The sequence below is a fragment of the Serratia sp. BNK-33-b genome (assembly GCF_048684565.1).
Taxonomy (GTDB): Bacteria; Pseudomonadota; Gammaproteobacteria; order Enterobacterales; family Enterobacteriaceae; genus Serratia; species Serratia marcescens.
This window is the reverse complement of sequence record NZ_JBLQTZ010000001.1, coordinates 1,255,824-1,277,438: the sequence shown is the minus strand read 5'-3', so window position 1 is coordinate 1,277,438 and position 21,615 is coordinate 1,255,824. Positions and strand designations below refer to the sequence as shown.

17 protein-coding genes, 6 tRNA genes and 1 other RNA gene are annotated in these 21,615 nt (G+C 60.9%); 15 read left to right on the top strand and 9 right to left on the bottom strand.

Going from position 1 to position 21,615, the window contains the following annotated elements; genetic code table 11:
- Positions 1 to 308: 308 nt before the first annotated feature.
- Entirely contained in the window at positions 309 to 1,556 is a 1,248-nt protein-coding gene (locus ACMGGK_RS06000) for an ion channel protein (RefSeq protein ID WP_049190183.1), read from the top strand.
- On the opposite strand, the gene ACMGGK_RS05995 is transcribed toward ACMGGK_RS06000, so the two are convergent.
- Positions 1,553 to 2,245: an aspartate/glutamate racemase family protein gene (locus tag ACMGGK_RS05995; protein WP_016926810.1), complete on the bottom strand. Its 693-nt coding sequence runs from the start codon at positions 2,243 to 2,245 to the stop codon at positions 1,553 to 1,555. The genes ACMGGK_RS06000 and ACMGGK_RS05995 overlap by 4 nt on opposite strands.
- Before the next feature lie 66 nt (positions 2,246 to 2,311).
- Positions 2,312 to 2,764: a multidrug/biocide efflux PACE transporter gene (locus ACMGGK_RS05990; RefSeq protein ID WP_049300106.1), complete on the bottom strand. Its 453-nt coding sequence runs from the start codon at positions 2,762 to 2,764 to the stop codon at positions 2,312 to 2,314.
- A 98-nt stretch (positions 2,765 to 2,862) separates the two neighbouring features.
- Here ACMGGK_RS05990 and ACMGGK_RS05985 point away from each other — a divergent pair, with 98 nt between their 5' ends.
- Positions 2,863 to 3,732, top strand: a complete 870-nt coding sequence (locus tag ACMGGK_RS05985; RefSeq protein ID WP_049300107.1) for a LysR family transcriptional regulator — start codon at positions 2,863 to 2,865, stop codon at positions 3,730 to 3,732.
- Here the strand turns inward: ACMGGK_RS05985 and ACMGGK_RS05980 are convergent.
- Positions 3,729 to 5,390: an alpha-keto acid decarboxylase family protein gene (locus ACMGGK_RS05980; RefSeq protein ID WP_028127763.1), complete on the bottom strand. Its 1,662-nt coding sequence runs from the start codon at positions 5,388 to 5,390 to the stop codon at positions 3,729 to 3,731. The genes ACMGGK_RS05985 and ACMGGK_RS05980 overlap by 4 nt on opposite strands.
- Positions 5,391 to 5,578: 188 nt before the next feature.
- Here ACMGGK_RS05980 and mgrA point away from each other — a divergent pair, with 188 nt between their 5' ends.
- Both mgrA and ACMGGK_RS05970 read left to right on the top strand, forming a co-directional pair.
- Entirely contained in the window at positions 5,579 to 6,568 is a 990-nt protein-coding gene (gene mgrA, locus ACMGGK_RS05975; RefSeq protein WP_016926806.1) for an L-glyceraldehyde 3-phosphate reductase, read from the top strand.
- A gap of 222 nt (positions 6,569 to 6,790) precedes the next feature.
- Positions 6,791 to 7,201 (top strand): DUF2502 domain-containing protein, encoded by a 411-nt coding sequence (locus tag ACMGGK_RS05970; protein WP_004936369.1) that lies wholly within the window; start codon positions 6,791 to 6,793, stop codon positions 7,199 to 7,201.
- Positions 7,202 to 7,242: 41 nt separating this feature from the next.
- Here ACMGGK_RS05970 and ACMGGK_RS05965 read toward each other — a convergent pair whose 3' ends face one another.
- Positions 7,243 to 8,478, bottom strand: coding sequence for an Nramp family divalent metal transporter (locus ACMGGK_RS05965; protein ID WP_004936371.1), 1,236 nt, complete (start codon positions 8,476 to 8,478; stop codon positions 7,243 to 7,245).
- A 377-nt stretch (positions 8,479 to 8,855) separates the two neighbouring features.
- On the opposite strand from ACMGGK_RS05965, the gene ACMGGK_RS05960 reads away from it, so the two are divergent.
- Complete coding sequence (locus ACMGGK_RS05960) at positions 8,856 to 10,043, top strand: NupC/NupG family nucleoside CNT transporter (protein ID WP_004936373.1); 1,188 nt, start codon at positions 8,856 to 8,858, stop codon at positions 10,041 to 10,043.
- A gap of 118 nt (positions 10,044 to 10,161) precedes the next feature.
- Here the strand turns inward: ACMGGK_RS05960 and ACMGGK_RS05955 are convergent.
- Positions 10,162 to 10,237: transfer RNA gene (locus tag ACMGGK_RS05955), tRNA-Ala, on the bottom strand.
- Between the two features lie 59 nt (positions 10,238 to 10,296).
- Positions 10,297 to 10,372: transfer RNA gene (locus ACMGGK_RS05950), tRNA-Ala, on the bottom strand.
- Positions 10,373 to 10,680: 308 nt separating this feature from the next.
- Here ACMGGK_RS05950 and ACMGGK_RS05945 point away from each other — a divergent pair.
- A complete protein-coding gene (locus ACMGGK_RS05945; protein ID WP_420276755.1) occupies positions 10,681 to 11,466 on the top strand; it encodes a formate/nitrite transporter family protein in 786 nt (261 codons plus the stop codon).
- A gap of 65 nt (positions 11,467 to 11,531) precedes the next feature.
- On the opposite strand, the gene gltX is transcribed toward ACMGGK_RS05945, so the two are convergent.
- A complete protein-coding gene (gene gltX / locus ACMGGK_RS05940) occupies positions 11,532 to 12,947 on the bottom strand; it encodes a glutamate--tRNA ligase (protein ID WP_176062837.1) in 1,416 nt (471 codons plus the stop codon).
- 294 nt (positions 12,948 to 13,241) lie between these two features.
- Here gltX and ACMGGK_RS05935 point away from each other — a divergent pair.
- The 9 genes from ACMGGK_RS05935 (at position 13,242) to ACMGGK_RS05895 (ending at position 18,164) form a co-directional block, all read left to right on the top strand.
- A tRNA-Val gene (locus ACMGGK_RS05935) sits at positions 13,242 to 13,317 on the top strand.
- Between the two features lie 29 nt (positions 13,318 to 13,346).
- Positions 13,347 to 13,422: transfer RNA gene (locus tag ACMGGK_RS05930), tRNA-Val, on the top strand.
- Between the two features lie 39 nt (positions 13,423 to 13,461).
- Positions 13,462 to 13,537, top strand: a tRNA-Val gene (locus ACMGGK_RS05925).
- A 7-nt stretch (positions 13,538 to 13,544) separates the two neighbouring features.
- Positions 13,545 to 13,620 (top strand) — tRNA-Lys (locus ACMGGK_RS05920).
- A 75-nt stretch (positions 13,621 to 13,695) separates the two neighbouring features.
- Positions 13,696 to 13,820, top strand: a non-coding RNA gene (locus tag ACMGGK_RS05915) — RtT sRNA.
- 207 nt (positions 13,821 to 14,027) lie between these two features.
- A complete protein-coding gene (fepB, locus tag ACMGGK_RS05910) occupies positions 14,028 to 15,035 on the top strand; it encodes a Fe2+-enterobactin ABC transporter substrate-binding protein (RefSeq protein ID WP_033639716.1) in 1,008 nt (335 codons plus the stop codon).
- Between the two features lie 212 nt (positions 15,036 to 15,247).
- Positions 15,248 to 16,303, top strand: coding sequence for a Fe(3+)-siderophore ABC transporter permease (fepD, locus tag ACMGGK_RS05905; RefSeq protein ID WP_143778427.1), 1,056 nt, complete (start codon positions 15,248 to 15,250; stop codon positions 16,301 to 16,303).
- Positions 16,303 to 17,340, top strand: coding sequence for an iron-enterobactin ABC transporter permease (gene fepG, locus ACMGGK_RS05900; RefSeq protein ID WP_016926800.1), 1,038 nt, complete (start codon positions 16,303 to 16,305; stop codon positions 17,338 to 17,340). The genes fepD and fepG overlap by 1 nt, the downstream gene beginning before the upstream one ends.
- Before the next feature lie 17 nt (positions 17,341 to 17,357).
- Positions 17,358 to 18,164, top strand: a complete 807-nt coding sequence (locus tag ACMGGK_RS05895; protein ID WP_016926799.1) for an ABC transporter ATP-binding protein — start codon at positions 17,358 to 17,360, stop codon at positions 18,162 to 18,164.
- Positions 18,165 to 18,192: 28 nt separating this feature from the next.
- On the opposite strand, the gene ACMGGK_RS05890 is transcribed toward ACMGGK_RS05895, so the two are convergent.
- Both ACMGGK_RS05890 and alsS read right to left on the bottom strand, forming a co-directional pair.
- Positions 18,193 to 19,779 (bottom strand): ABC transporter substrate-binding protein, encoded by a 1,587-nt coding sequence (locus ACMGGK_RS05890; protein WP_016926798.1) that lies wholly within the window; start codon positions 19,777 to 19,779, stop codon positions 18,193 to 18,195.
- 140 nt (positions 19,780 to 19,919) lie between these two features.
- Positions 19,920 to 21,605: an acetolactate synthase AlsS gene (alsS, locus tag ACMGGK_RS05885; RefSeq protein ID WP_197758851.1), complete on the bottom strand. Its 1,686-nt coding sequence runs from the start codon at positions 21,603 to 21,605 to the stop codon at positions 19,920 to 19,922.
- Between the last annotated feature and the right edge of the window lie 10 nt (positions 21,606 to 21,615).

The window sequence follows — 21,615 nt, the reverse complement described above, 5'->3', positions numbered from 1 at the left end:
ATTTCGTCTCCGCAAAATGAAAAATAACACGCTGCCCACACTGTAAAATCCTGCTGCGAAAACAACAATCACCCGCCTCGGATCTGCACCTCAATAGCGATCCGGATCACAAAAAACGTTTCAGCTTGCCCGCTATGCCGCGATTTGAAACAAATTGCGGCAAAAAATGCCCCCCGGCGACTGTTAACCGCCATCGCCGCCGGGCAATATCAATGCGTGCCTGCGCGCCGATAGTCTGGCAAGCTGTGGCCACTGCCCAACCACCCGCTCTCCCTGCCCCGCAGGGAGGCATCGACAAGGGATTATTCATGCTGCATCCGCGCGCCAATGCCATGTTGGCCTTTGCTTTGCCTGCGCTGATTATCGGTTCCGCTTCCAGTCTGGTGCTGCTGTTGGTGATGAAAATTGCCGCCGCATTGCAGCAATTACTGTGGGTGACGCTGCCCGATGCGCTGAGCCTGGACGCCCAGTCGCCCTGGTGGCCGGTTGCGATGCTGACGCTGACCGGCGTGGCGGTCGGCCTGATCGTGCGTTATATGCCGGGTCACGCCGGGCCGGATCCGGCGACGGAATCGCTGATCGGCATGCCGCTGCCGCTCTCCGCCCTGCCGGGGTTGGGGTTGGCGCTGATCGTCGGCCTGGCCGGCGGCGTCAGTCTGGGGCCGGAGAACCCGATCACCGCCATCAACATCGCACTGGCGGCGGCGGCCGGCGCGCGCCTGCTGCCGAAAGTGCCGCGCATGGACTGGATCATCCTGGCCGCGGCAGGCACCATCGGCGCAATGTTCGGCACACCGGTCGCCGCCGCGCTGATCTTTTCGCAAACCCTGGCCGGCAATAACGAAACGCCGCTGTGGGATCGGCTGTTCGCCCCGCTGGTGGCCGCCGCCGCCGGCGCGGTCACCACCCAGATGTTCTTCGTGCCCAATTTCGCCCTGCAGCTCGACGCCTACGACGTGACGCGGCTGCCGGACATCTTCAGCGGCGCCATCGTGGCGCTGATCGCCATCGCGCTCGGCATGGTGGCGCTGTGGTGTTTCCCGCACGTTCACCGCCTGTTCCATTCAATGAAGAATCCGGTGTTGATGTTAGGACTGGGCGGCTTTGTGCTGGGGCTGCTGGCGCTGTTGGGCGGAGAGATTACCCTGTTCAAGGGGCTGGATGAGATGAAACGCCTGGCGGTGGACGACAGCTATTCGGTGCCGGCGCTGTTGACCATTACCCTGACCAAGCTGGCGGCGCTGGTGATCGCCGCCGCCTGCGGTTTTCGCGGCGGGCGCATCTTCCCGGCGGTGTTCGTCGGCGCGGCGCTGGGCCTGATGCTGCATCAGCACGTTCCGGCGGTGCCGGCGGCGATCACCGTCTCCTGCGCCATCATGGGGCTGGTGCTGGTGGTAACGCGCGACGGCTGGCTCAGCCTGTTTATGGCGGTGGCGGTAGTGCCGGATCTGCACCTGCTGCCGGTCTTGTGCATCGTGATGCTGCCCGCCTGGCTGGCGCTGGCGGGCAAACCGCTGATGCTGGTAAACCGCCGGCAACCGCCGCACGACGATTAGGCCAGCGCGAACGCCGCGGCGGCGCGGGCGTGGATCGCGGTGGTGTCGAACACCGGCACCGACGCATCCCGCTCGCTCACCAGCAAGCCTATTTCGGTGCAGCCGAAAATAATCCCCTGCGCCCCCTGCTGTTCCAGATCGCTGATGATCCGGCGATACTCGTCGCGCGAGGCGTCGCGAATTTTGCCGAGGCAGAGTTCGTCATAGATGATGCGGTGCACGATGTCACGATCGGCGCTGACCGGCGTCACCACGTCGATGCCGTGCAATTCCTGCAGGCGGCCGCGGTAGAAGGTCTGCTCCATGGTAAAACGCGTGCCCAGCAGCCCGACGCGGCGAATGTTTTTCTCCCGCACCTGCAGCGCCGTGGCGTCGGCGATGTGAATCAGCGGCAGGCCGCTGGCCTGCTCGACCGCCTCCGCCACCTTGTGCATGGTGTTGGTGCAGATCACGATGGCTTCGGCGCCGGCGGCGCGCAACGCCACCGCGGCCTCGGCCAACAGCCGGCCGGCGCCGTCCCAATCGCCCTGGTGCTGCAAGCGCTCAATCTCCTGGAAATCGACGCTGTAGAGCACGATTTTGGCCGAATGCAGCCCGCCGAGGCGCGCCTTTACCTGCTCGTTGATGGTGCGGTAATACGGAATGGTGGATTCCCAGCTCATGCCGCCCAGCAGACCCAACACTTTCATCCTTCGTTCCTCAGCATTTCCGACGATCCTCTGACCTTACCTGAGAATCGTCAGTCTGACGACGCCTTATTTGGCGCCGGAATTGATCGGCTGGCGCGCCTCGAACCAGCGCTGGCGCAGCGTGTCGTACAGCCAGTTATAGGCCATGGTGTACGGCAGGAAGAACAGGAAGAAACCGATTTCCAGCATAAACGCCTGCGCCCAGGAGATACTCAGCATCCAGGCGGCGATCGGCACGCCGATCAGGATAAAACCGGCTTCAAAGCCGACGGCGTGCAGCGCACGCACCTTCAGGTTACGCACCACCCGGCTGGCCGGCCACAGGCGGTCGAACACCGTGTTGTAAACCATGTTCCACAGCATAGCGACGGTGGACAGCATCACCGCCAACGCACCGACCTGCACCATTGAGCGGTTCAGCAGCCACGCGCCCAGCGGGGCGCAAACCATCACGGCGATGGCCTCGAAACCGACGGCGTGGACGATACGTTCAATGAGAGACTTGTTTTGCAGTTGCATACATCACCTTTTTTCAACAGTTGTTGCGAAAGCCAGGTGATTATCATCGCTTTTTTGGGTAGATTAAAAATAGGTTCCATCGATAAAGTAGATATATCATGCACTATTCCCCGGAAGCGTTGCAGGCGTTCGTGGAAGCCGCCGCCCTCGGCTCATTTTCCGCCGCCGCGCGCAAGCTGCGCAAAAGCCAATCCACCGTCAGCACCGCCATCGCCAATCTGGAAGCCGACCTGGCATTGACGCTGTTCGATCGCAGCGCGCGCCAACCGGTGCTCACCGCCGCCGGCCGCAAGGTACTGGGGCACGTGCAGGAGATCCTCGCCGCCAGCGAACGGCTCGACGCCCTGAGCATTCAGCTGGCGGGCGAGGTTGAACCGCGCCTGAGCATGGTGTTTTCCGATACCTACCAGCCCAAGCATCACGATCGGTTGATGCAGCTGTTCGAACAGCGCTACCCGGAAATTGAGCTGGAATGGATGATCGCCGAGGAAGGCGACGTCATCGATCTGCTGCAAAGCGGCCGCGCGCATTTGGGCATGGTGGAAGTGCAAAAAAGTTATCCGCCGGATATCGCCTTCTCCCGGCTGCCTGAGCAGACCGAAATGGGGCTGTTCGTCGCCCATCAGCATCCGCTGGCCCAGGTCGCCGCGCCGACGCCGGAGCAGTTGTCCAGCACCCGCCAGCTGATCCTGAATACCTACACCGGCGCCGAGGCGGCCAGACAGGGTGGACTGGTCTGGTCGGCGCCCAGCTATCTGCTGTTGCTGGAGATGGCGGAACAAGGATTCGGTTGGGCGGTGTTGCCGCACTGGCTGGTGCAGCAATACGGCCACGGCAGACTCACCCAGCTGCGGCCGCGCGGCTGGCCAAAGCTGATTTCGGTGGATGCGGTATGGTCCAAACTGACCCCGCCGGGCCCGGCGGGGTTCTGGATGCTGGAGCGCCTGCTGGGCGACACCCTGCCCTAAGCGGCGGCGTTGCGCGCCTGAATAGCGCGAGAGACGGTATCGAGGAGTTCCGGAATGTCCATCTTCGGCAGCATCACTTCGATGAAGGCCAGCCGCTCGTCGTCCGCTACCTCGCGCAACGCCTGACGCAATCCGTCCGGATCGCTGACCCGCAACGCCTTCACCGGCCGCTCACCGGCCAGCGCCGTCGGCAACTGCGTCCAGTTCCAGCGCGCGATGTCGTTATAACTTTGCTCCGGCCCGTGGATCGCGCGCTCAACGGTATACCCCTGATTGTTCAACACGAAGATCACCGGTTTAAGCCCGTCGCGCAGCATCGATCCCAGTTCCTGCACGGTTAACTGCGCGGCGCCGTCACCGATCAGCAATACTGCCCGGCGCTGCGGTTCGGCGGTCTGCACGCCGAACGTCGCCGGCAGGGTATAGCCGATCGATCCCCAGAGCGACTGCACGATCAGGCGGCAGCCACGCGGCAACCTCAGCGCCGCCGCGCCGAAACAGGCGGTGCCCTGATCGGCCAGCACGATATCCCCCGGCCGCAGGAAATCCTGTATCTGCCGCCAGAAGGCGTGCTGATCCAGCCGTTCCCCATCGCCTTCCGGCAGCGCCGGGCGGACGATCGGCGGCAACGGCCAACGCGACGCCAGCGACAGGCTCAGGCGGTGCAATGCCTGCACCGCCTCGCGCATCGGAATGCGGCTAAAGCGCCGCCGCCCGACCCAGGCTTCGAACGGTTGAATATCGATGCATTTTTCCACCGGCAGATGATGCGTGAAACCGGCGGTAATGGTGTCGGTCAAGCGTACGCCGACGTTGATCACCACATCGGCGTTTTCGATCAATTGTTTCACCGCCGGATCGCTGGCGCCGCCGCAGTAGGTACCAACGAAACCGGCGCGGTTCTCGTCCAGCACACCCTTGCCGAGCAGCAGCGTCGCGTGCGGCATATCGACCTCCTGCAGCCACTCGTCCAACGCCGCTTCAGCGCCGAAGCGATCGGCGAGGAAGTCCGCCAGCAGCGACACCCGCCGCGCCGACAGCAGCTTTTCGCGCGCTGCGGCGATAAACGCCTGCAATGCGCTCTGCGACAGTTTGGCCTGACGCAGCATCAGCGGCGCCGGTTTATTCGGCAGCGGCGCCTGCGCGACGTCGCTGGGCAACATCAGGTAAACCGGGCGATGCTCCAGCAAGGCGGCGCCGATCAGGCGGTCTATCTCCAGCGCGGCGTTGTCGGCGGTCAGGTCGGCCTGCGCGACGGTCACCTCTTTGGCTATCCGGGCGAAGTGGGTGAAGTCGCCATCCCCCAGCGAATGGTGCAGCAAATCACCGGCGCGCTGGGCGCGCTGCGCCGGTGTGCCGACCACGTGGATCACCGGCAGGTATTCGGCGTAGCTGCCGGCCACGCCGTTCAGCGCGCTCAGCTCGCCGACGCCAAAGGTGGTGAGCAGCGCGGCCGCCGGTTTGCAGCGCGCATAGCCATCGGCTGCGTAGGCGGCGTTCAGTTCGTTGGCGCAGCCTACCCAGGTGATTTGCGGATGAGCGAGGACGTGATCGAGAAATTGCAGGTTGTAATCCCCCGGCACGCCGAAGAAATGACGGATGCCGATTTGGGCCAGACGATCGAGCAGATAATCGGCCACCGTATAGGTCTGAGTCATGATCATCACCTGTCTGCAACTGGAGCGATTATCTTAAGTATCGAAGATGCCGTTCGAATTTCGAACAATCCCCCCTGCGTCGAACGGCAACCTGGCGTTACATGCCGGCGCCGTGATCCCTCCCGCGGCAGCGCGAGGTGAAAACGTATACACTCAAAGCACTTCACCTCTCGCCGACAAGGATAACTATGTCTTACCCAGCCTCCCCCTCGCGTTATCAAGATATGGAATACCGGCGCTGCGGCCGCAGCGGGCTGAAGCTGCCCGCCGTCTCACTCGGGCTGTGGCACAACTTCGGCGACGCCACGCTGTACGACAACGCCCGCGGCCTGATCCGCTGCGCCTTCGATCGCGGCATTACCCATTTCGATCTGGCCAATAACTACGGCCCGCCGCCCGGCGCCGCCGAGGAGAACTTTGGCCGCATTCTCAACGCCGATCTACGGGCCTGGCGCGATGAGCTGATCGTCTCATCCAAAGCCGGTTACACCATGTGGCCCGGCCCCTACGGCGATTGGGGCTCGAAAAAGTACCTGGTCGCCAGCCTCGATCAGAGCCTGAAGCGCATGGGGTTGGAGTATGTGGATATCTTTTATCATCATCGGCCGGATCCGGACACGCCGCTGGAAGAAACCATGGCGGCGCTGGATCTGCTGGTGCGCCAGGGCAAAGCGCTGTATGTCGGTTTGTCCAACTACCCAGCCGAGCGCGCGCGACAGGCGTTCGACATTCTGCAGCGGCTCGGCACGCCGTGCGTGATCCACCAGCCAAAGTATTCGATGTTGGAACGCGGGCCGGAGACGGCGTTGCTGGATACGCTGGAGGAACATGGCGTCGGATCTATCGCCTTCTCGCCGCTGGCGGGCGGACTGCTGACCGATCGCTACCTGCACGGCATACCGCAAGATTCTCGCGCCGCCAGCGGCAGCCGCTTCCTGCAGCCGGAGCAGCTGACCGCCGAGCGACTGGACAAGGTGCGCCGCCTCGATGCGCTGGCGCGGCAACGCGGGCAGAAGCTGTCGCAGATGGCGCTGGCCTGGGTGCTGCGCGGCGATCGCGTTACCTCAGTGCTGATCGGCGCCAGCAAGAATGCGCAGATAGAAGACGCGGTGGGCATGCTGGCCAATCGTCACTTTAGTGAAGAAGAGCTCGCGCAGATCGAGACAATCTTATTGTAATCGTTTACAAATTCCGCCGTTCAATCGAGCGGCGCTACCCCAGAAAAATCTCAAATCTTAACCTCCTGTATCATTTTCAGAGTGGCTCTCAGATTCAACCCTATGCGCCGGCGCTATGATGCCGATATTGCAGCAAAAATAACGATAAGGCCGCTTTTAAACTGATGAACGCGCTTCATAAAGTGACAAACGGCCAGGCCGCGCAAGCGGGAAGGAGAAGCCATGTTTAAACCTCTGCTCTTGGCCGCCATTTTGGCGGCGACGGTACTGCCCGCCGCACAGCAGGCGCATGCCGAAGGGATCAGCATCGATCTGATGCCGGGCGTTTCATTGCGCATCGGCGATCAGGATAACCGCGGCCGCTATTGGGATGGTTACGATTGGCGGGATCGCGACTGGTGGCAAGGCCATCAGGGGCGTTATCTCGGCGACCGCAGCCGTCGCGGTTACTACTGGGACGGCTATCGCTGGCGCGATGGCGACTACTGGCGTAAACACTATTACTACCATGAAGGACGCTATCGTAAATACGACAAACACTACGATAAGCACCACTGGAAGAAAGAGAAAAAGCACCACCACGATCATGACCGCGATCGCTGGCGCCGCCACGGCGATGACGACCGCGATTAACGACGACGGGCCGGCGCAACGCCGGCCCGCACTGTTTTTGCTTACAGCACGCTGCCGATCAGCAGGTAGCCGTTCAATCCCACCACCACCAGCACGATCAGCTTGCCCAGGTTTTGCACCAGCGGGCCGTTGACCATTTCCCCCATCAGCGCCCGATTGCCGGTGAAAGCCAGCAGCGGCACCAACGCCAGCGCAATGCCGAAGCTGAGCAGCACCTGACTCAGCACCAGAATGCGCGTCGCATCCATCCCCAACATGATGACGATAAACGACGGCAGCATGGTCACCGCGCGCCGCAGCCACAGCGGAATATGGAAACGCACGAACCCCTGCATCACCACCTGCCCCGCCAGCGTGCCCACCACGGTAGAAGAGAGGCCGGCGGCCACCAGGCTCAGGCCGAACACGGTGGCGGCGGCGTGCCCGAGCAGCGGTTGCAGCGTCAGGTAAGCCACGTCGAGATCGGCGATGCCGCTGTGGCCGCTGAAATGAAACGCGGCGGCGGCGGTGGCCATCATCGCCAGATTAACGAAACCGGCGATGGTCATAGCCACGGCGACGTCGACTTTGGTGGCGGCATAGCGTTCCGCCTTGTCGTGCTCGCCGCCGATTTGGGTGAGCGACGAATGCAGATAGATCACGTGCGGCATGATGGTGGCGCCCAATACCCCGGCAGCCAGGAATACCGCATCGCCATTAGGCAAATCGGGCAGCGCCATCCCCTTCAGCAGCGGCGCCAACTGCGGCTGGGAGAACGCCAGCTCGACGATGTAAGCGGCGGCGACGAACAACAACAGCCCGCCGATCACCAGCTCCAGCGGCTTTTGCCCGCGTTTTTGCAGCATCAGAATTAAAAAGGTGGCGATGCCGGTCAGCACTGCGCCCTGCAACAGAGAGACACCGAGCAGCAGCTTGAAGCCGATCGCCGCGCCGATAAACTCAGCCAGATCGGTCGCCATGGCGATGATCTCCGCCTGTACCCAATAGGCCCACACCGCCGGCCGCGGAAAGCGATCGCGAATATGCTCGGCCAGATTTTTCCCGGTGGCGATGCCCAGCTTGGCGGACAACAGCTGGATCAGCATCGCCATCACGTTGGCCCAAACCACCACCCACAGCAGGCTGTAGCCGAATGAGGCGCCGGCCTGGATGTTGGTGGCGAAGTTGCCGGGATCGATATAGCCGATAGCGGCGATGAAGGCGGGCCCCATGAGCGAGAGTTTGATTTTTCTGGCGGAGCGACCGGAGGTGGTTTCAACCACGCGACTGTTCAGCATATGTTGAACCCTTACTGAAATTACGTTTATCTCCACTCTATATAAATGATAATAATTATCAAGCGCATTTAGAGCGGTAAAACTTATCTCTGTAATAGCCAACATTAACGGTTTTATCGAAGGGTTCAGCGCGGAGCTTGCCGATTTCCGTGCTTTTGGGATGGGATTTTGGCTGCAATACCCCTGAAAGACAGGTTAGCACAAGAATACGAATTTCCTATTGCTGCTTTAACATCTTGATTTTTTATGCTTTTGCGCAACACTTTAGGAGAACTCCCACTATGATTTTCCATATTTGCAATAGAAGTCTCGTTTTTAAACGTAGCGTTACATAAAATGACAGCCGAAATTCAGCCTGCCTCAAATTTGGAGCAAACATGTCCCATATTGCGCACTTTGCGTTGGCGATAGTGGTGGTGGCGATCCTGGCCCTGTTGGTGTGCCGCGATCGTAAAAGCATCCGCATTCGCTATGTTATTCAACTACTGGTTATCGAAGTACTGCTGGCCTACTTTTTCCTGCATTCGGAAGCGGGTTTGGGCTTCGTAAAAGGATTCGCCGCGCTGTTTGACAAACTGCTCGGGTTTGCGGGACAAGGGACTGATTTCGTGTTCGGCGGCATGGGCGACAAAGGCCTGGCGTTCTTCTTCCTGAAGGTGCTGTGCCCAATCGTCTTCATTTCGGCGCTGATCGGTATTCTGCAGTACATCAAGGTGCTGCCGTTCATCATCCGCATTATCGGCACCGTGCTGTCGAAAGTGAACGGCATGGGCAAGCTGGAGTCGTTTAACGCCGTCAGCTCGCTGATCCTGGGGCAATCCGAAAACTTCATCGCCTACAAGGATATCCTGGGCAAGATGTCGGAAAAGCGCATGTACACCATGGCGGCGACCGCGATGTCTACGGTTTCCATGTCCATCGTCGGCGCCTATATGACCATGCTGGACGCCAAGTTCGTGGTGGCGGCGCTGGTATTGAACATGTTCAGCACCTTTATCGTGCTGTCGCTGGTCAACCCGTACGACACCAATAAAGAAGAAGAGCTGCACCTCGGCAACCTGCACGAAGGCCAGAGCTTCTTTGAAATGCTGGGTGAATACATCCTGGCGGGCTTCAAAGTAGCGATTATCGTCGCCGCGATGCTGATTGGCTTCATCGCCCTGATCGCCGCGCTCAACGGTGTGTTCAGCGCCATTTTCGGCCTGAGCTTCCAGGAAATCCTCGGCTACTTCTTCTATCCATTCGCTTGGATCATGGGCATTCCTAAGCACGAAGCCCTGCAGGTTGGCAGCATCATGGCCACCAAGCTGGTTTCCAACGAATTCGTGGCCATGATGGAACTGCAGAAAGTCTCTGCCGAGCTGTCGCCGCGCAGCCTGGGGATCCTGTCGGTGTTCCTGGTGTCCTTCGCCAACTTCTCTTCCATCGGCATCGTGGCCGGTGCGATCAAGGGCCTGAACGAACACCAGGGCAACGTGGTGTCACGCTTTGGCCTGAAGCTGGTGTACGGCTCTACGCTGGTCAGCATCCTGTCCGCTTCCATCGCGGGTCTGGTGCTGGGCTAAGCCTCGAACCGACTGCGATAACAAGGCGCCTGCGGGCGCCTTTTTTATTGGCCGGCATTCGGCGAAGGTTAAATGACGCAAAGCAAAAATCCGACCCTAAGGTCGGCTTTTTAAATGGTGGTGGAGCTAGACGGGATCGAACCGTCGACCTCTTGCATGCCATGCAAGCGCTCTCCCAGCTGAGCTATAGCCCCACAAAAGTGGTACGCGTTGACCGGCGTTACGGTATCCTCAACCTTTCTGAGAAGAAGGTTGGTGGAGCTAGACGGGATCGAACCGTCGACCTCTTGCATGCCATGCAAGCGCTCTCCCAGCTGAGCTATAGCCCCGTTCCACAATCACTTTGTGCTGTGAACGGGGCGCATAATATGAAACCCGCTCAAAGCTGTCAACGGCTAAATTGAATTACTGAATCAAGCGTTGAAAAAGCCGCCAAATCAGCATCTTTGGCGCCAAAAAATCATCACTTTGTGCAGAGTTCATCCATTTTGCGCGCTACATCTCAAAATGGCGAAAGACCCTGCATATCACGTTGATTTTTAATTAACGGAATGTTAGCGAAATGCGCTTGAGTCGGACTCCCGAGCGGCATAGACTGCCCGCGCCATAAATTTCATTACTATAAACCGAGTCCGTCATGTCTTTGCATTCACCAAAAGAAATCGCCGCCCTCGCCGTTCAGGCCGGGGTAAACAAAAGCCACGCCCCGCTCGCTAATCTGCTGATTCTGGGCTTTCTCGCCGGCGCCTTTATCGCCACCGGCTTCCTGCTGGATATTCACGTCATCGGCACCCTGCCGGCCGAATGGGGCTCTTTCGGCGCGCTGTTGGGCGCAGCGGTGTTCCCGATCGGCCTGATCCTGACCATTCTGGCCGGCGGCGAACTGCTGACCGGCAACATGATGACCTTGCCAATGGCCTGGTTCGCTCGTGAAATCCCCGCCATCGCCGTGCTGCGCAACTGGTTTTGGGTCACCCTGGCCAACCTGGCCGGCAGCGTGGCCGTCGCCTACTTTTTCGGCCACCTGCTGGGCCTGACCGAAGGCGCGTTTTTGCATAAGACGCTGGCGATCGCGCAGGCCAAAGTGGATGCGGACTTCCTGCACGCCTTCATCTCCGGCGTCGGCTGCAACTGGCTGGTGTGCCTGGCGGTGTGGTTAGCCTTCGCCAGCAAGGATGTGCCGGGCAAAGTGATCGGCATGTGGTTCCCGGTCATGGCTTTTGTCGCCATCGGTTTCCAGCACGTGGTGGCGAACATGTTCATCATCCCGGCGGCCATCTTCGCCGGCGGCATGGGCTGGGAGCAGTACCTGCCTAATTTCGTCGCGGTATTTCTCGGCAATGCGCTGGGCGGCGCCGGCTTTGTCGGGCTGATGTATTTCCTCGCCTATCGCCCCGGTTTGCCGGCCAGCGAACACGCCTGACAACCGCCATGAAAAAAGCCCCGGGATTGCTCCTCGGGGCTTTTGCTTTATGGCGTAGCAGCGAATCAGGCTTGCGCTTCGCGCTCGGCGATATAAGCCAGCGCCATGTCGATGCGCTGCAGCGAACGCTTCTGGCCGATCGCATGCACGGTCACGTCCATACCCGGCGACTGGCCGGCGCCGGTCACCGCGACGCGCAGCGGCATGCCGACTTTGCCCATGCCAACACCCAACTCATCCGCCGTGCCCTGAATGGCGTCATGCACGTTTTCCGGCGTCCAGACGGTGATGGCGGCCAGCTTGGCGCGCACCGCTTCCAGCGGCTGACGCGCCACCGGGCGCAGGTGCTTCTTGGCCGCGTCGGCGTCGAACTCGCTGAAGTCTGCGTAGAAGTAACGGCAAGACTCCGCCATCTCTTTCAGCGTCTTGCAGCGCTCGCCCAGCAGCTTGACGATGTCTTTCAGTTCCGGGCCGTTGCGGGTTTCAATGCCCAGTTGCTCAACGTGCCATGCCAGATGCACCGCCACTTCTTCCGCCGGCATATGGTTGATGTAATGGTGGTTCAGCCACTGCAGCTTCTCGGTGTTGAAGGCGCTGGCGGATTTGTTGATCGCTTCCAGCGTGAAGAACTCTTTCATCTCATCGATGGAGAAGATCTCCTGATCGCCGTGGGACCAGCCCAGACGCACCAGGTAGTTCAGCAGCGCCTGCGGCAGATAGCCGTCGTCGCGATACTGCATGACGCCCACCGCGCCGTGGCGCTTGGACAGTTTTTTACCGTCGTCGCCGAGGATCATCGACACGTGCGCGTATTCCGGCACCGGCGCGCCCAGCGCTTTGAGAATGTTGATCTGGCGCGGGGTGTTGTTGATGTGGTCTTCACCGCGGATCACATGGGTGATTTCCATGTCCCAGTCATCGACGACGACGCAGAAGTTATAGGTTGGCGAACCGTCGGTGCGGCGGATGATCAGATCGTCCAGCTCCTGGTTGCTGAATTCGATCGGGCCGCGAATTTTGTCGTCGAAGATCACCGAGCCTTCCTGCGGGTTACGGAAGCGCACCACGTGCGGCTCGTCGTCGGTGTGGCTGCACTGGCTGTCGCGGCAGTGGCCGTCGTAACGCGGCTTCTCGCCGTTTTCCATCTGCTTCTCGCGCAGCGCTTCCAGACGTTCCCTGGAGCAATAGCATTTATACGCCGTGCCCTGCTCCAGCATCTCGTCGATGACCGCGTTGTAGCGATCGAAACGCTTGGTCTGGAAATACGGGCCTTCATCCCAATCCAGGTTCAACCAGTTCATGCCATCCATAATTGCGTCGATCGCGTCCTGGGTAGAACGTTCCAGATCGGTATCTTCGATACGCAGAACGAACTCACCGCCCGCATGGCGGCTGAACAACCAGGAATAAAGTGCGGTACGCGCGCCGCCGACGTGAAGATAGCCGGTCGGGCTCGGTGCAAAACGGGTTTTGATTTTCATTGGGTTCACTGCCTTATTACGCAACGCGTGTCGGCGGTTGCCGACGATTGCTCGGAATTGAAAAAAGAGTGGACGACATTGTATCACCACGCGCTAATTCCTCAACGCCGACACGATGTTGCACCGGTCGATTTCGCGCGTTTTGCGGCGAGTTTCGCATAGCATCGCGCAAAGAATCGGCGCTGCTGGCGATTATTATCGCGCCCTGCCTAAATTTGCGGCGAACGATTGAAATCATTTTAAAAACCGTTGACTCACTTTGAACTATCCCTATAATGCGACTCCAACAAGACGGGGCGATTAGCTCAGTTGGTAGAGCATCTCCTTTACACGGAGGGGGTCGGCGGTTCGAGCCCGTCATCGCCCACCATCTTGTTGAGAAAAAATGAGAACGAATGAGGGTGATTAGCTCAGTTGGTAGAGCATCTCCTTTACACGGAGGGGGTCGGCGGTTCGAGCCCGTCATCACCCACCATCATTCTCTCGTTTAGCAGTAACCTGGAAGTCCTGAAGTGGGTGATTAGCTCAGTTGGTAGAGCATCTCCTTTACACGGAGGGGGTCGGCGGTTCGAGCCCGTCATCACCCACCACTTCTGCGGGTCGTTAGCTCAGTTGGTAGAGCAGTTGACTTTTAATCAATTGGTCGCAGGTTCGAATCCTGCACGACCCACCAATTCAGAAAAAAGCGCCTTTGGGCGCTTTTTTCGTTTCTGCGCCATCTGAATCTGCTTCTATCTTCTTACTGACATGGCCCACTGAGTCGTGCGGGTGAGATCCTGCGTTCAGGTTCGAGCATCGCGCAGCGATACGACAACGCGCAGCGTTGCCCGCAGGGTGAGGCCACAGGCCGAATCAATCCTGCACGACCCACCCATTCAGAAAAAAGCGCCTTTTGGCGCTTTTTTCGTTTCTGCCTCACTCACTGCCCCTATCTCCTTATTCTTTCTGTATTCACTACGCGCTGAGATACGAATGGTTATCATTTTGGCGGCTTGAATGGTAAATTAGCGGGCATCCACCACGCAGCCAATCCGCCGCCGGATTGATACGCCTTAGTTCAAGGAAAGAAAGAGCCCGCTCATGACCCTATCCTTACGCCAGCTGTTCATTGCATTTATCGCCACTTCCAGCCTGCTGCTCAGTGGCTGCGGCCCGGACGACAAGAGCGACGGGCAGAAACCGTCCGCTCCCGCAACCGACAGCAGTTGGCCGCGCACCATCGACAGCGTCAAAGGGAAATTCACGCTGGAAAAACCGCCGCAGCGCATCGTGTCCACCAGCGTCACCATCACCGGCACGCTGCTGGCTATCGACGCCCCGGTGGTCGCCAGCGCCGCCACCAGCCCAAATCCCCTGGTGGCCGATAAACAAGGTTTCTTTACCCAATGGAGCGAGGTGGCCAAGCAGCGCCACGTCGAGCGGCTGTACCAGGTGGAGCCCAATGCCGAAGCCGTCGCCGCCGCCGCGCCGGATTTGATCGTCGTCGCCGCGACCGGCGGGGATTCGGCGTTGAAACTGTATGACCAGCTGTCCGCCATTGCGCCGACGCTGGTGCTCGATTATGGCGACAAAAGCTGGCAGCAGCTGGCCAGCGAGCTCGGCGAGATCACCGGTCATGAAGCCGGCGCCAAACAGGCGGAAGATCGTTTCGAACAGCGCGTGGAGCAAGTGAAGCAGGCGATCGCGCTGCCGCCGCAGCCCACCACTCCGCTGGTGTATGCCGACAACGGCCGCGAGGCCATGCTGTGGACGCCGGGTTCTGCCCAGGGCAAACTGCTGACCCAGCTCGGTTTCCAACTGGCCACCCCGCCGGAAAGCGCCAAAGGCAACACCAGCATGGGGAAACGCCATGACATCATCCAGATCTCCGGCGAAAAAATGGCCGAAGGCCTGAATGGCAAAACCCTGATCCTGTTCGCCACCAATGAGCGCAAAGTGCAAGAGGTGCTGACCAACCCGTTCCTCAAACATCTGGAGCCGGTGGAACAGCGGCACGTCTACGCCGTCGGCAACGACACCTTCCGCCTCGATTACTACAGCGCCACCAACATGCTGAACCAAATCGAACGGTTGTTCAAAAAGCCCTGAATCACGCCGTCGGCAGGCCAGCCCCCTGCCGACGCTTTCCGCAAGCGGGCAAGCATTCACATTCAATCAATTGAAATATCAATAGTTATTAACATCATCATTGCACCTGCGCCGCCAACCGGCGGGTGCATGCGGGCGTAAACTCGTGCTACTATTGCCCCCGCATGAACGCAAATAACAATGAGAATAAAAATCATACAGGAGTTACCGGTGTGAACATACCCACTCCGACTGAGCGGACGCTTTCGTCCGCACCGCACGCAGCTTACGCCAGTGGCTTCAAACGCATCGCCGGGTTCGGTATCGGTTTGGCGCTGTTGCTGCTATGCATCATGGCCAGCCTGATGCTGGGTTCCAAAGCCATCCCCTTCCATACCGTCTGGCTCAGCCTGCAGGGCGCCGCGAGCGGTTCCGACAGCACCATCATTCTCAATGCCCGGGTACCCCGTACGCTGGCGGGCATCCTGGCCGGCATGGCGCTCGGCGCCGCCGGCGCGCTGATTCAAGCGCTGACGCGCAACCCGCTGGCCGATCCCGGCGTGCTCGGCATCAACGCCGGCGCCAGCTTCGCCGTAGTCATCGGCATCATGTTTTTCGGCGCCGCCACCACCGAAAGCTATATGGCCTATGCCTTTGTCGGCGCGGCCCTCACCACCCTGCTGGTCTACCTGATCGGCACGCTGGCGGGCGGGCGCATCAACCCGGTGCGACTGACGCTGGCTGGCGTGGCGATCGGCGCGGTGCTGCTCGGCATCACCACCGGGCTGTCGCTGATCGATCCGCAAACCTTTGACCAACTGCGCTTCTGGCAGGCCGGCACGCTGGATATCCGCACGCTGTCCACGCTGCCGGTCACCGCCCCCGCCATTTTGCTCGGCTGCCTGCTGACGCTGCTCATCGCCCGGCCGCTGAATACCATCGGCATGGGGGAAGATTTGGCTATCGCGCTCGGCGCGCGCGTGGTGCTGACTCAGATCGTCGCGGTGATCGCCATCACGCTGCTGTGCGGCGCGGCGACCGCCACCGTCGGTCCGATCAGTTTCATCGGCCTGATGGTGCCGCATATCGCCCGTTGGTGGGTCGGCCCCGACCAACGCTGGATCCTGCCCTATTCCATGCTGCTGGCGCCGATTTTACTGCTGTGCGCCGACGTGGTCGGCCGCTTGCTGGCGGCCGGTGAACTGCGGGTTTCCATCGTCGCCGCCTTTATCGGCGCGCCGGTACTGATCTGGCTGGTGCGCCGCAAGAAAACGCTGGGGGGCTTGTGATGAGTCTGCCGCACACGCTGCATATCGGCCGTCCGGACGGCGTCATCAACTGGCGCGTGCCGCTGCGCCTGCTGTTGGTCAACCTTTCGCTGCTGGCGTTATGCCTGGCGATGGCGGTTGCCGCTCTGTGCTACGGCACGCTGCAGCTCTCGCTGGAGCAAGTCTTTGCCGCGCTCAGCGGCGAGGCGCCGAAAAATCTGGTGACCGTGGTCACCCAATGGCGCTTGCCCCGCATCGCCATGGCGCTGTTGTTAGGCGCCGCGCTCGGCATGAGCGGCGCCATTTTCCAGTCGATTATCCGCAACCCGCTCGGCAGCCCGGACGTGATCGGCTTTAACATGGGGGCCTACACCGGCGCGCTGATCGCCATCACCCTGTTCAACGGCGGCTACTATTACATCGCCGGCGGCGCGCTGGCCGGCGGCATTCTCTCGGCGCTGGCCATCTATCTGCTGGCCTGGCGGCAAGGCATCGCCGGTTTCCGGTTGATCATCGTCGGCATCGCCATCAGCGCAGTGCTGGTTTCCACCAACACCTGGCTGATCATCACCGCTTCGCTTGAGCGCGCCATGGACGCCGCCATGTGGCAGGCCGGTTCGCTCAACGGCATGACCTGGCAAAAAGCCCAGCCCGCCACGGCGTTCATCGTGCTGGCGGCCGCGGCCGCGCTGCTGATGGGCAAACGGCTGCAGCTGCTGGAAATGGGCGACGACACGGCGCGCGCGCTGGGCGTCAACGCCGAAGGCAGCCGGCTGTGGCTGATGCTGTTTGGCGTTACCCTCACCGCCGCCGTCACCGCCACCGCCGGGCCGATTTCCTTTATCGCGCTGGCGGCGCCGCAGATCGCCCGTCGCCTGGCCGGACAATCCTCGGTCACCCTGACCTCCTCGGCGCTGATGGGCGCAGCGTTGCTGCTCGGCGCCGACGTGGTGTCCCAACATCTTTTCGCGCCGATCCAACTGCCGGTCGGGGTCGTGACCGTCTGCATCGGCGGCCTGTACCTGATTTGGCTGCTCATCCGAGAGGCCCGCAGATAATGAAGAGTGATAATGCCATGAGCCACCGCCTGCACGCCTCGCACCTGAAGCTGGGCTACGACAATAAAATCATCGCTGACGATCTGAGCGTGGCGATCCCCGACGGCGCCTTCACGGTGATCGTCGGGCCGAACGCCTGCGGCAAATCGACGCTGTTGCGCGCCCTGTGCCGCCTGCTGAAACCCAGCGCCGGCGAGGTGATGCTGGACGGCAAGAACATCAGCAGCTTCGCCACCAAGGCGCTGGCGCGCGAGCTTGGCCTGCTGCCGCAAACTTCAATCGCGCCGGACAGCATCACCGTGGCGGATCTGGTGTCGCGCGGCCGCTATCCGCATCAGAGCCTGCTGAAACAGTGGACGCAGGCCGACAAACAGGCGGTGGAAGCCGCCATGGCGGCCACCAACGTCAGCCAATTAGCGGACCGCAGCGTCGACGAACTGTCCGGCGGGCAGCGTCAGCGCGTCTGGGTGGCGATGGCGCTGGCGCAGCAAACCCCGCTGCTGCTGCTGGATGAGCCGACCACCTACCTCGACATCGCGCACCAGATTGAGCTGCTGGATCTGTTCCGCCAGCTTAACCGCGAGCGCGGTCAAACCATGATCGCGGTGCTGCACGATCTCAACCACGCCTGCCGCTATGCCGATCACATCATCGCCATGCGCGACGGCAAGATCGTGGCGGAGGGGAAACCGGCGGAGATCATCACCGCCGAACTGGTGGAGCGAGTGTTCGGCATGCCGTGCATGATCATCGACGATCCGCTGTCCCACACGCCGCTGGTGATCCCGCGCGGCCGCTACCACTGCGACACGCCGCAGGCATGAAAAAGGCCGGGTTACCCCGGCCTTTTGGTTACTTCTCCAGCGACACCTGTTTGAAGATGTGTTTGCCGAACGGGTCTATCTCGTAGCCTTTCACTTCCTTGCGCACCGGTTCGAAGATGGTCGAGTGCGCGATCATCAGCGCCGGCATCTGATCGTGCATCATCACCTGCGCCTGCTGGTACATCGCCACCCGTTTGGCGTGATCGTTCTCTTCACGCGCCTGCAGGATCAGCTGGTCGAACGGTTTATAGCACCATTTCGCCGAGTTGGAGCCGCCGAGCGAAGCGCAGGTGAACAGCGGGCCGAAAAAGTTGTCCGGATCGCCGTTGGCGGTGGTCCAGCCCATCAGCGCGGTCTGGTGCTCGCCGTTTTTAATCCGCTGTAAATACTCGCCCCACTCGAAGGTGACGATTTTGGCGCGCACGCCGATCTTGGCCCAGTCGGCCTGGATCATCTCCGCCATGCGCTTGGCGTTGGGGTTATAGGGCCGCTGCACCGGCATCGCCCACAGATCGATGTCGAAACCCTGCCCCAGCCCGGCCTCCTGCAACAGCTGCTTCGCCCGCTCCGGCGAATACGGGTAGTCTTCAAGCTGCGCGTTGCTGCCCCATTGGGTCGGCGGCAGCAGGTTCTTGGCCGGCTGGCCGGCGCCGTGGAACACCGCGTCGATGATCGCCGGTTTGTTGACCGCCAGCGCCAACGCCTGGCGCACCTTGACGTTATCCAACGGCTTCTTCTGGGTATTGAACGCCAGGAAACCGATATTCAAACCAGATTTTTCCATCACCTGAAGGTTGCCGTCCTGCCGCATGCGCGCCAGATCCGCCGGGTTGGGGAACGGCATCACCTGGCACTCGTTCTTTTGCAGCTTGGCGTAACGCACCGTCGCATCCGGCGTGATCGAAAACACCAGCCGGTCGATCTTCGGTTTGCCTTCCCAGTAACGATCGAACGCCTTGTAGAGGATTTTCGCATCCTTCTGGTACTGCACCAGCTGGAACGGCCCGGTGCCGATCGGATCGTTGTCCACCCGCTGCGGCGTGCCGGCCTTCAGCATCGCGTCGGCATATTCCGCCGATAATAGGGTGGCGAAGTACATGCCCAGATCGGCGACGAACGGCGCCTCGGCGCGGGAGAGCTCAAAGCGCACGGTGTGGTCATCCACCTTGACGATCCGGTCAATCAGCGTGCCGAACTCCATCGACTCGAAGTTGGTGTAGGCGCCGTTGGAGACCTTGTGATACGGGTTGTTGGCGTCCTTCTGGCGCATAAACGAGAAGATGACGTCATCGGCGTTGAAATCGCGGGTGGGCGTAAAATATTTATTGCTCTGGAATGCCACGCCCTTGCGCAGATGGAAGGTATAGCGCTTGCCGTCTTCGCTCACCTCCCAGCTTTCCGCCAGGCTGGGTTGCAGCTCGACGGTGCCGGGTTTGAAATCCACCAGCCGGTTGTAGATCGCCGCCGAACTGGCGTCTACCGTGGTGCCGGAGGTGAACAGCTGCGGGTTGAAGCCTTCCGGTGAACCTTCGGAACAGTAGACCAGCGTATTGGCCCGCGCGCCGCCGGCAATCGCCAACGCCAGCAGCCCGATCGTTATTGCTTTTCTTTTCATTGCGCTATCCCCAGTGGTGAAAAAACAGCCCAACGGATAGCAATAAATCATGCAGTTAGCGATGTAAAGGATAAATTCCGCGCATAAAAACGGGCAGGCGCGCAAGCGGCCTGCCCCGGTGAAACAGCGCGATGATGAAATTAAATCATCTGGCTGAAGTTCATCTGCGCCATCAGCTTATAGTTGTCGGCGTAGTCGACCGGAATGGCCACCACCACCGGTCCCTGGATCGCCATCGCCTTGCGCAGCATCGGCCGCAGGTCGTCCACCGACTGCACGGCGAAACCGACCGCGCCGCAGGATTCCGCATAGGCCTTGAAGTCAATCGGCCCAAACTCCACGCCGGATTTGCGCTGGTATTTGTTCACTTCCTGCATCTCCACCATGTTGTAGGCGTTATCGACCCAGATCACGTGCACGATGTTATTTTTCAACCGCACCGCGGTCTCCAGTTCCATGCTCGACTGCATGAAGCCGCCATCGCCGGAGATCGACACCACCTTATCGCCGGGGCGCACCAGCGCCGCGCCGATGGCCCACGGCAGCGCCACCCCCATGGTTTGCTGGCCGTTGGAGATCAACAGCTGGCGGGCGCGGAAGCTGTAAAGGTAACGGGCGATCCAGATGTGGAAGCTGCCCATGTCCACGCACAGCGTCACGTCGTCGCTGACGATGTCCTGCAGCTCCTTGACGATGCGCAGCGGATGGATCGGCATGCCGCCGCGGCGCGCGGCGCGTTCCGCCAGTTCTGTGCGCTGACGGCCGAGATCGGAGAGGATCAGCTCCACCTCCGGCGGCACGCAGACCGCCTCATTGAACGCTTCGGTCATCATGTTCAACGTGGCGCTGATGTTGCCCACCAGTTCGACATCCGGCCGATAGCAGGTGTCGATATCCGCCGGCAGCACGTCGATGTGCACCAGCCTCAGCCGCCCGTGGCTGTTCCACATGCAGGGATCGTATTCGATCGGATCATAGCCGACGCTCACCACCAGATCGGCCTTCTGCAACAGCTGATCGGCCGGCTGGTTGTTGAACAGGCCGACGCGGCCGGCGAAACGGGCGAAGTGGTTGACGTCGATCACCCCCGCCGCCTGATAGGTGCCGACCACCGGCATATGGGTGCGGTACAGCAGATGGCGCACCGCCTCGCTGTTCTCCGGCCGGCTGGCCTGCAAACCGAGCAGCAATACCGGGCATTTGGCCTGGCGAATCAGCTTCACCGCCGCCTGGATGTCGTCCGCCGCCGCGGCCCCCATGCGCGGCAAGCGGCAGCCGGCCAGCACCGGCGCGCTGACCGGTTCATTGACGATATCCATCGGCAGGCTGACGAATGATGCTCCCGGCCGGCCAAACTCGGCGCGGCGGAAGGCGTTGGCGATCACCTCGGAAATCGCCGAACCGGCATGCACTTCGGCGCAATACTTGGTCACTGGCCGGAACATGCTGACGGTATCCATGCTCTGGTGCGTCTGCTTCAGGCTGTCGGCGCGCTTCACCGCCCCGCCAAAGGCCACTACCGCGTCCCCCTCCGAGGTGGCGGTGGCCAGCCCGGTGATCAGGTTGGAGCTGCCCGGCCCGGAGGTGACCAGCGCCACCCCGGCCTTGCCGGTCAGGCGGCCGACCGCCGCCGCCATAAAGGCCGCGTTGGCCTCATGCCGCACCACCACCGTGTCGATCGATGGCGCATCCTCCAGCGAGTCGAACACCCGATCGATCTTGGCGCCCGGAATGCCGAAAACGTGTTTGACGCCCTGCGCTTCCAGGTTTTTCACCACCAAATCGGCGCCGCATTGCCAGTCATTGCCTGTTTTTTCCTGTGCCATGGTTCCACCT

Coding starts and splice junctions, on each gene's coding strand:
- ACMGGK_RS05945 (WP_420276755.1), top strand. CDS start 10,681: ATGTCTTTGCATTCACCAAAAGAAATCGCCGCCCTCGCCGTTCAGGCC.
- ACMGGK_RS05895 (WP_016926799.1), top strand. CDS start 17,358: ATGAGCCACCGCCTGCACGCCTCGCACCTGAAGCTGGGCTACGACAAT.
- ACMGGK_RS05890 (WP_016926798.1), bottom strand. CDS start 19,779: ATGAAAAGAAAAGCAATAACGATCGGGCTGCTGGCGTTGGCGATTGCC.
- ACMGGK_RS06000 (WP_049190183.1), top strand. CDS start 309: ATGCTGCATCCGCGCGCCAATGCCATGTTGGCCTTTGCTTTGCCTGCG.
- fepB (WP_033639716.1), top strand. CDS start 14,028: ATGACCCTATCCTTACGCCAGCTGTTCATTGCATTTATCGCCACTTCC.
- mgrA (WP_016926806.1), top strand. CDS start 5,579: ATGTCTTACCCAGCCTCCCCCTCGCGTTATCAAGATATGGAATACCGG.
- ACMGGK_RS05980 (WP_028127763.1), bottom strand. CDS start 5,390: ATGACTCAGACCTATACGGTGGCCGATTATCTGCTCGATCGTCTGGCC.
- ACMGGK_RS05995 (WP_016926810.1), bottom strand. CDS start 2,245: ATGAAAGTGTTGGGTCTGCTGGGCGGCATGAGCTGGGAATCCACCATT.
- gltX (WP_176062837.1), bottom strand. CDS start 12,947: ATGAAAATCAAAACCCGTTTTGCACCGAGCCCGACCGGCTATCTTCAC.
- ACMGGK_RS05990 (WP_049300106.1), bottom strand. CDS start 2,764: ATGCAACTGCAAAACAAGTCTCTCATTGAACGTATCGTCCACGCCGTC.
- fepG (WP_016926800.1), top strand. CDS start 16,303: ATGAGTCTGCCGCACACGCTGCATATCGGCCGTCCGGACGGCGTCATC.
- ACMGGK_RS05970 (WP_004936369.1), top strand. CDS start 6,791: ATGTTTAAACCTCTGCTCTTGGCCGCCATTTTGGCGGCGACGGTACTG.
- ACMGGK_RS05985 (WP_049300107.1), top strand. CDS start 2,863: ATGCACTATTCCCCGGAAGCGTTGCAGGCGTTCGTGGAAGCCGCCGCC.
- ACMGGK_RS05965 (WP_004936371.1), bottom strand. CDS start 8,478: ATGCTGAACAGTCGCGTGGTTGAAACCACCTCCGGTCGCTCCGCCAGA.
- alsS (WP_197758851.1), bottom strand. CDS start 21,605: ATGGCACAGGAAAAAACAGGCAATGACTGGCAATGCGGCGCCGATTTG.
- ACMGGK_RS05960 (WP_004936373.1), top strand. CDS start 8,856: ATGTCCCATATTGCGCACTTTGCGTTGGCGATAGTGGTGGTGGCGATC.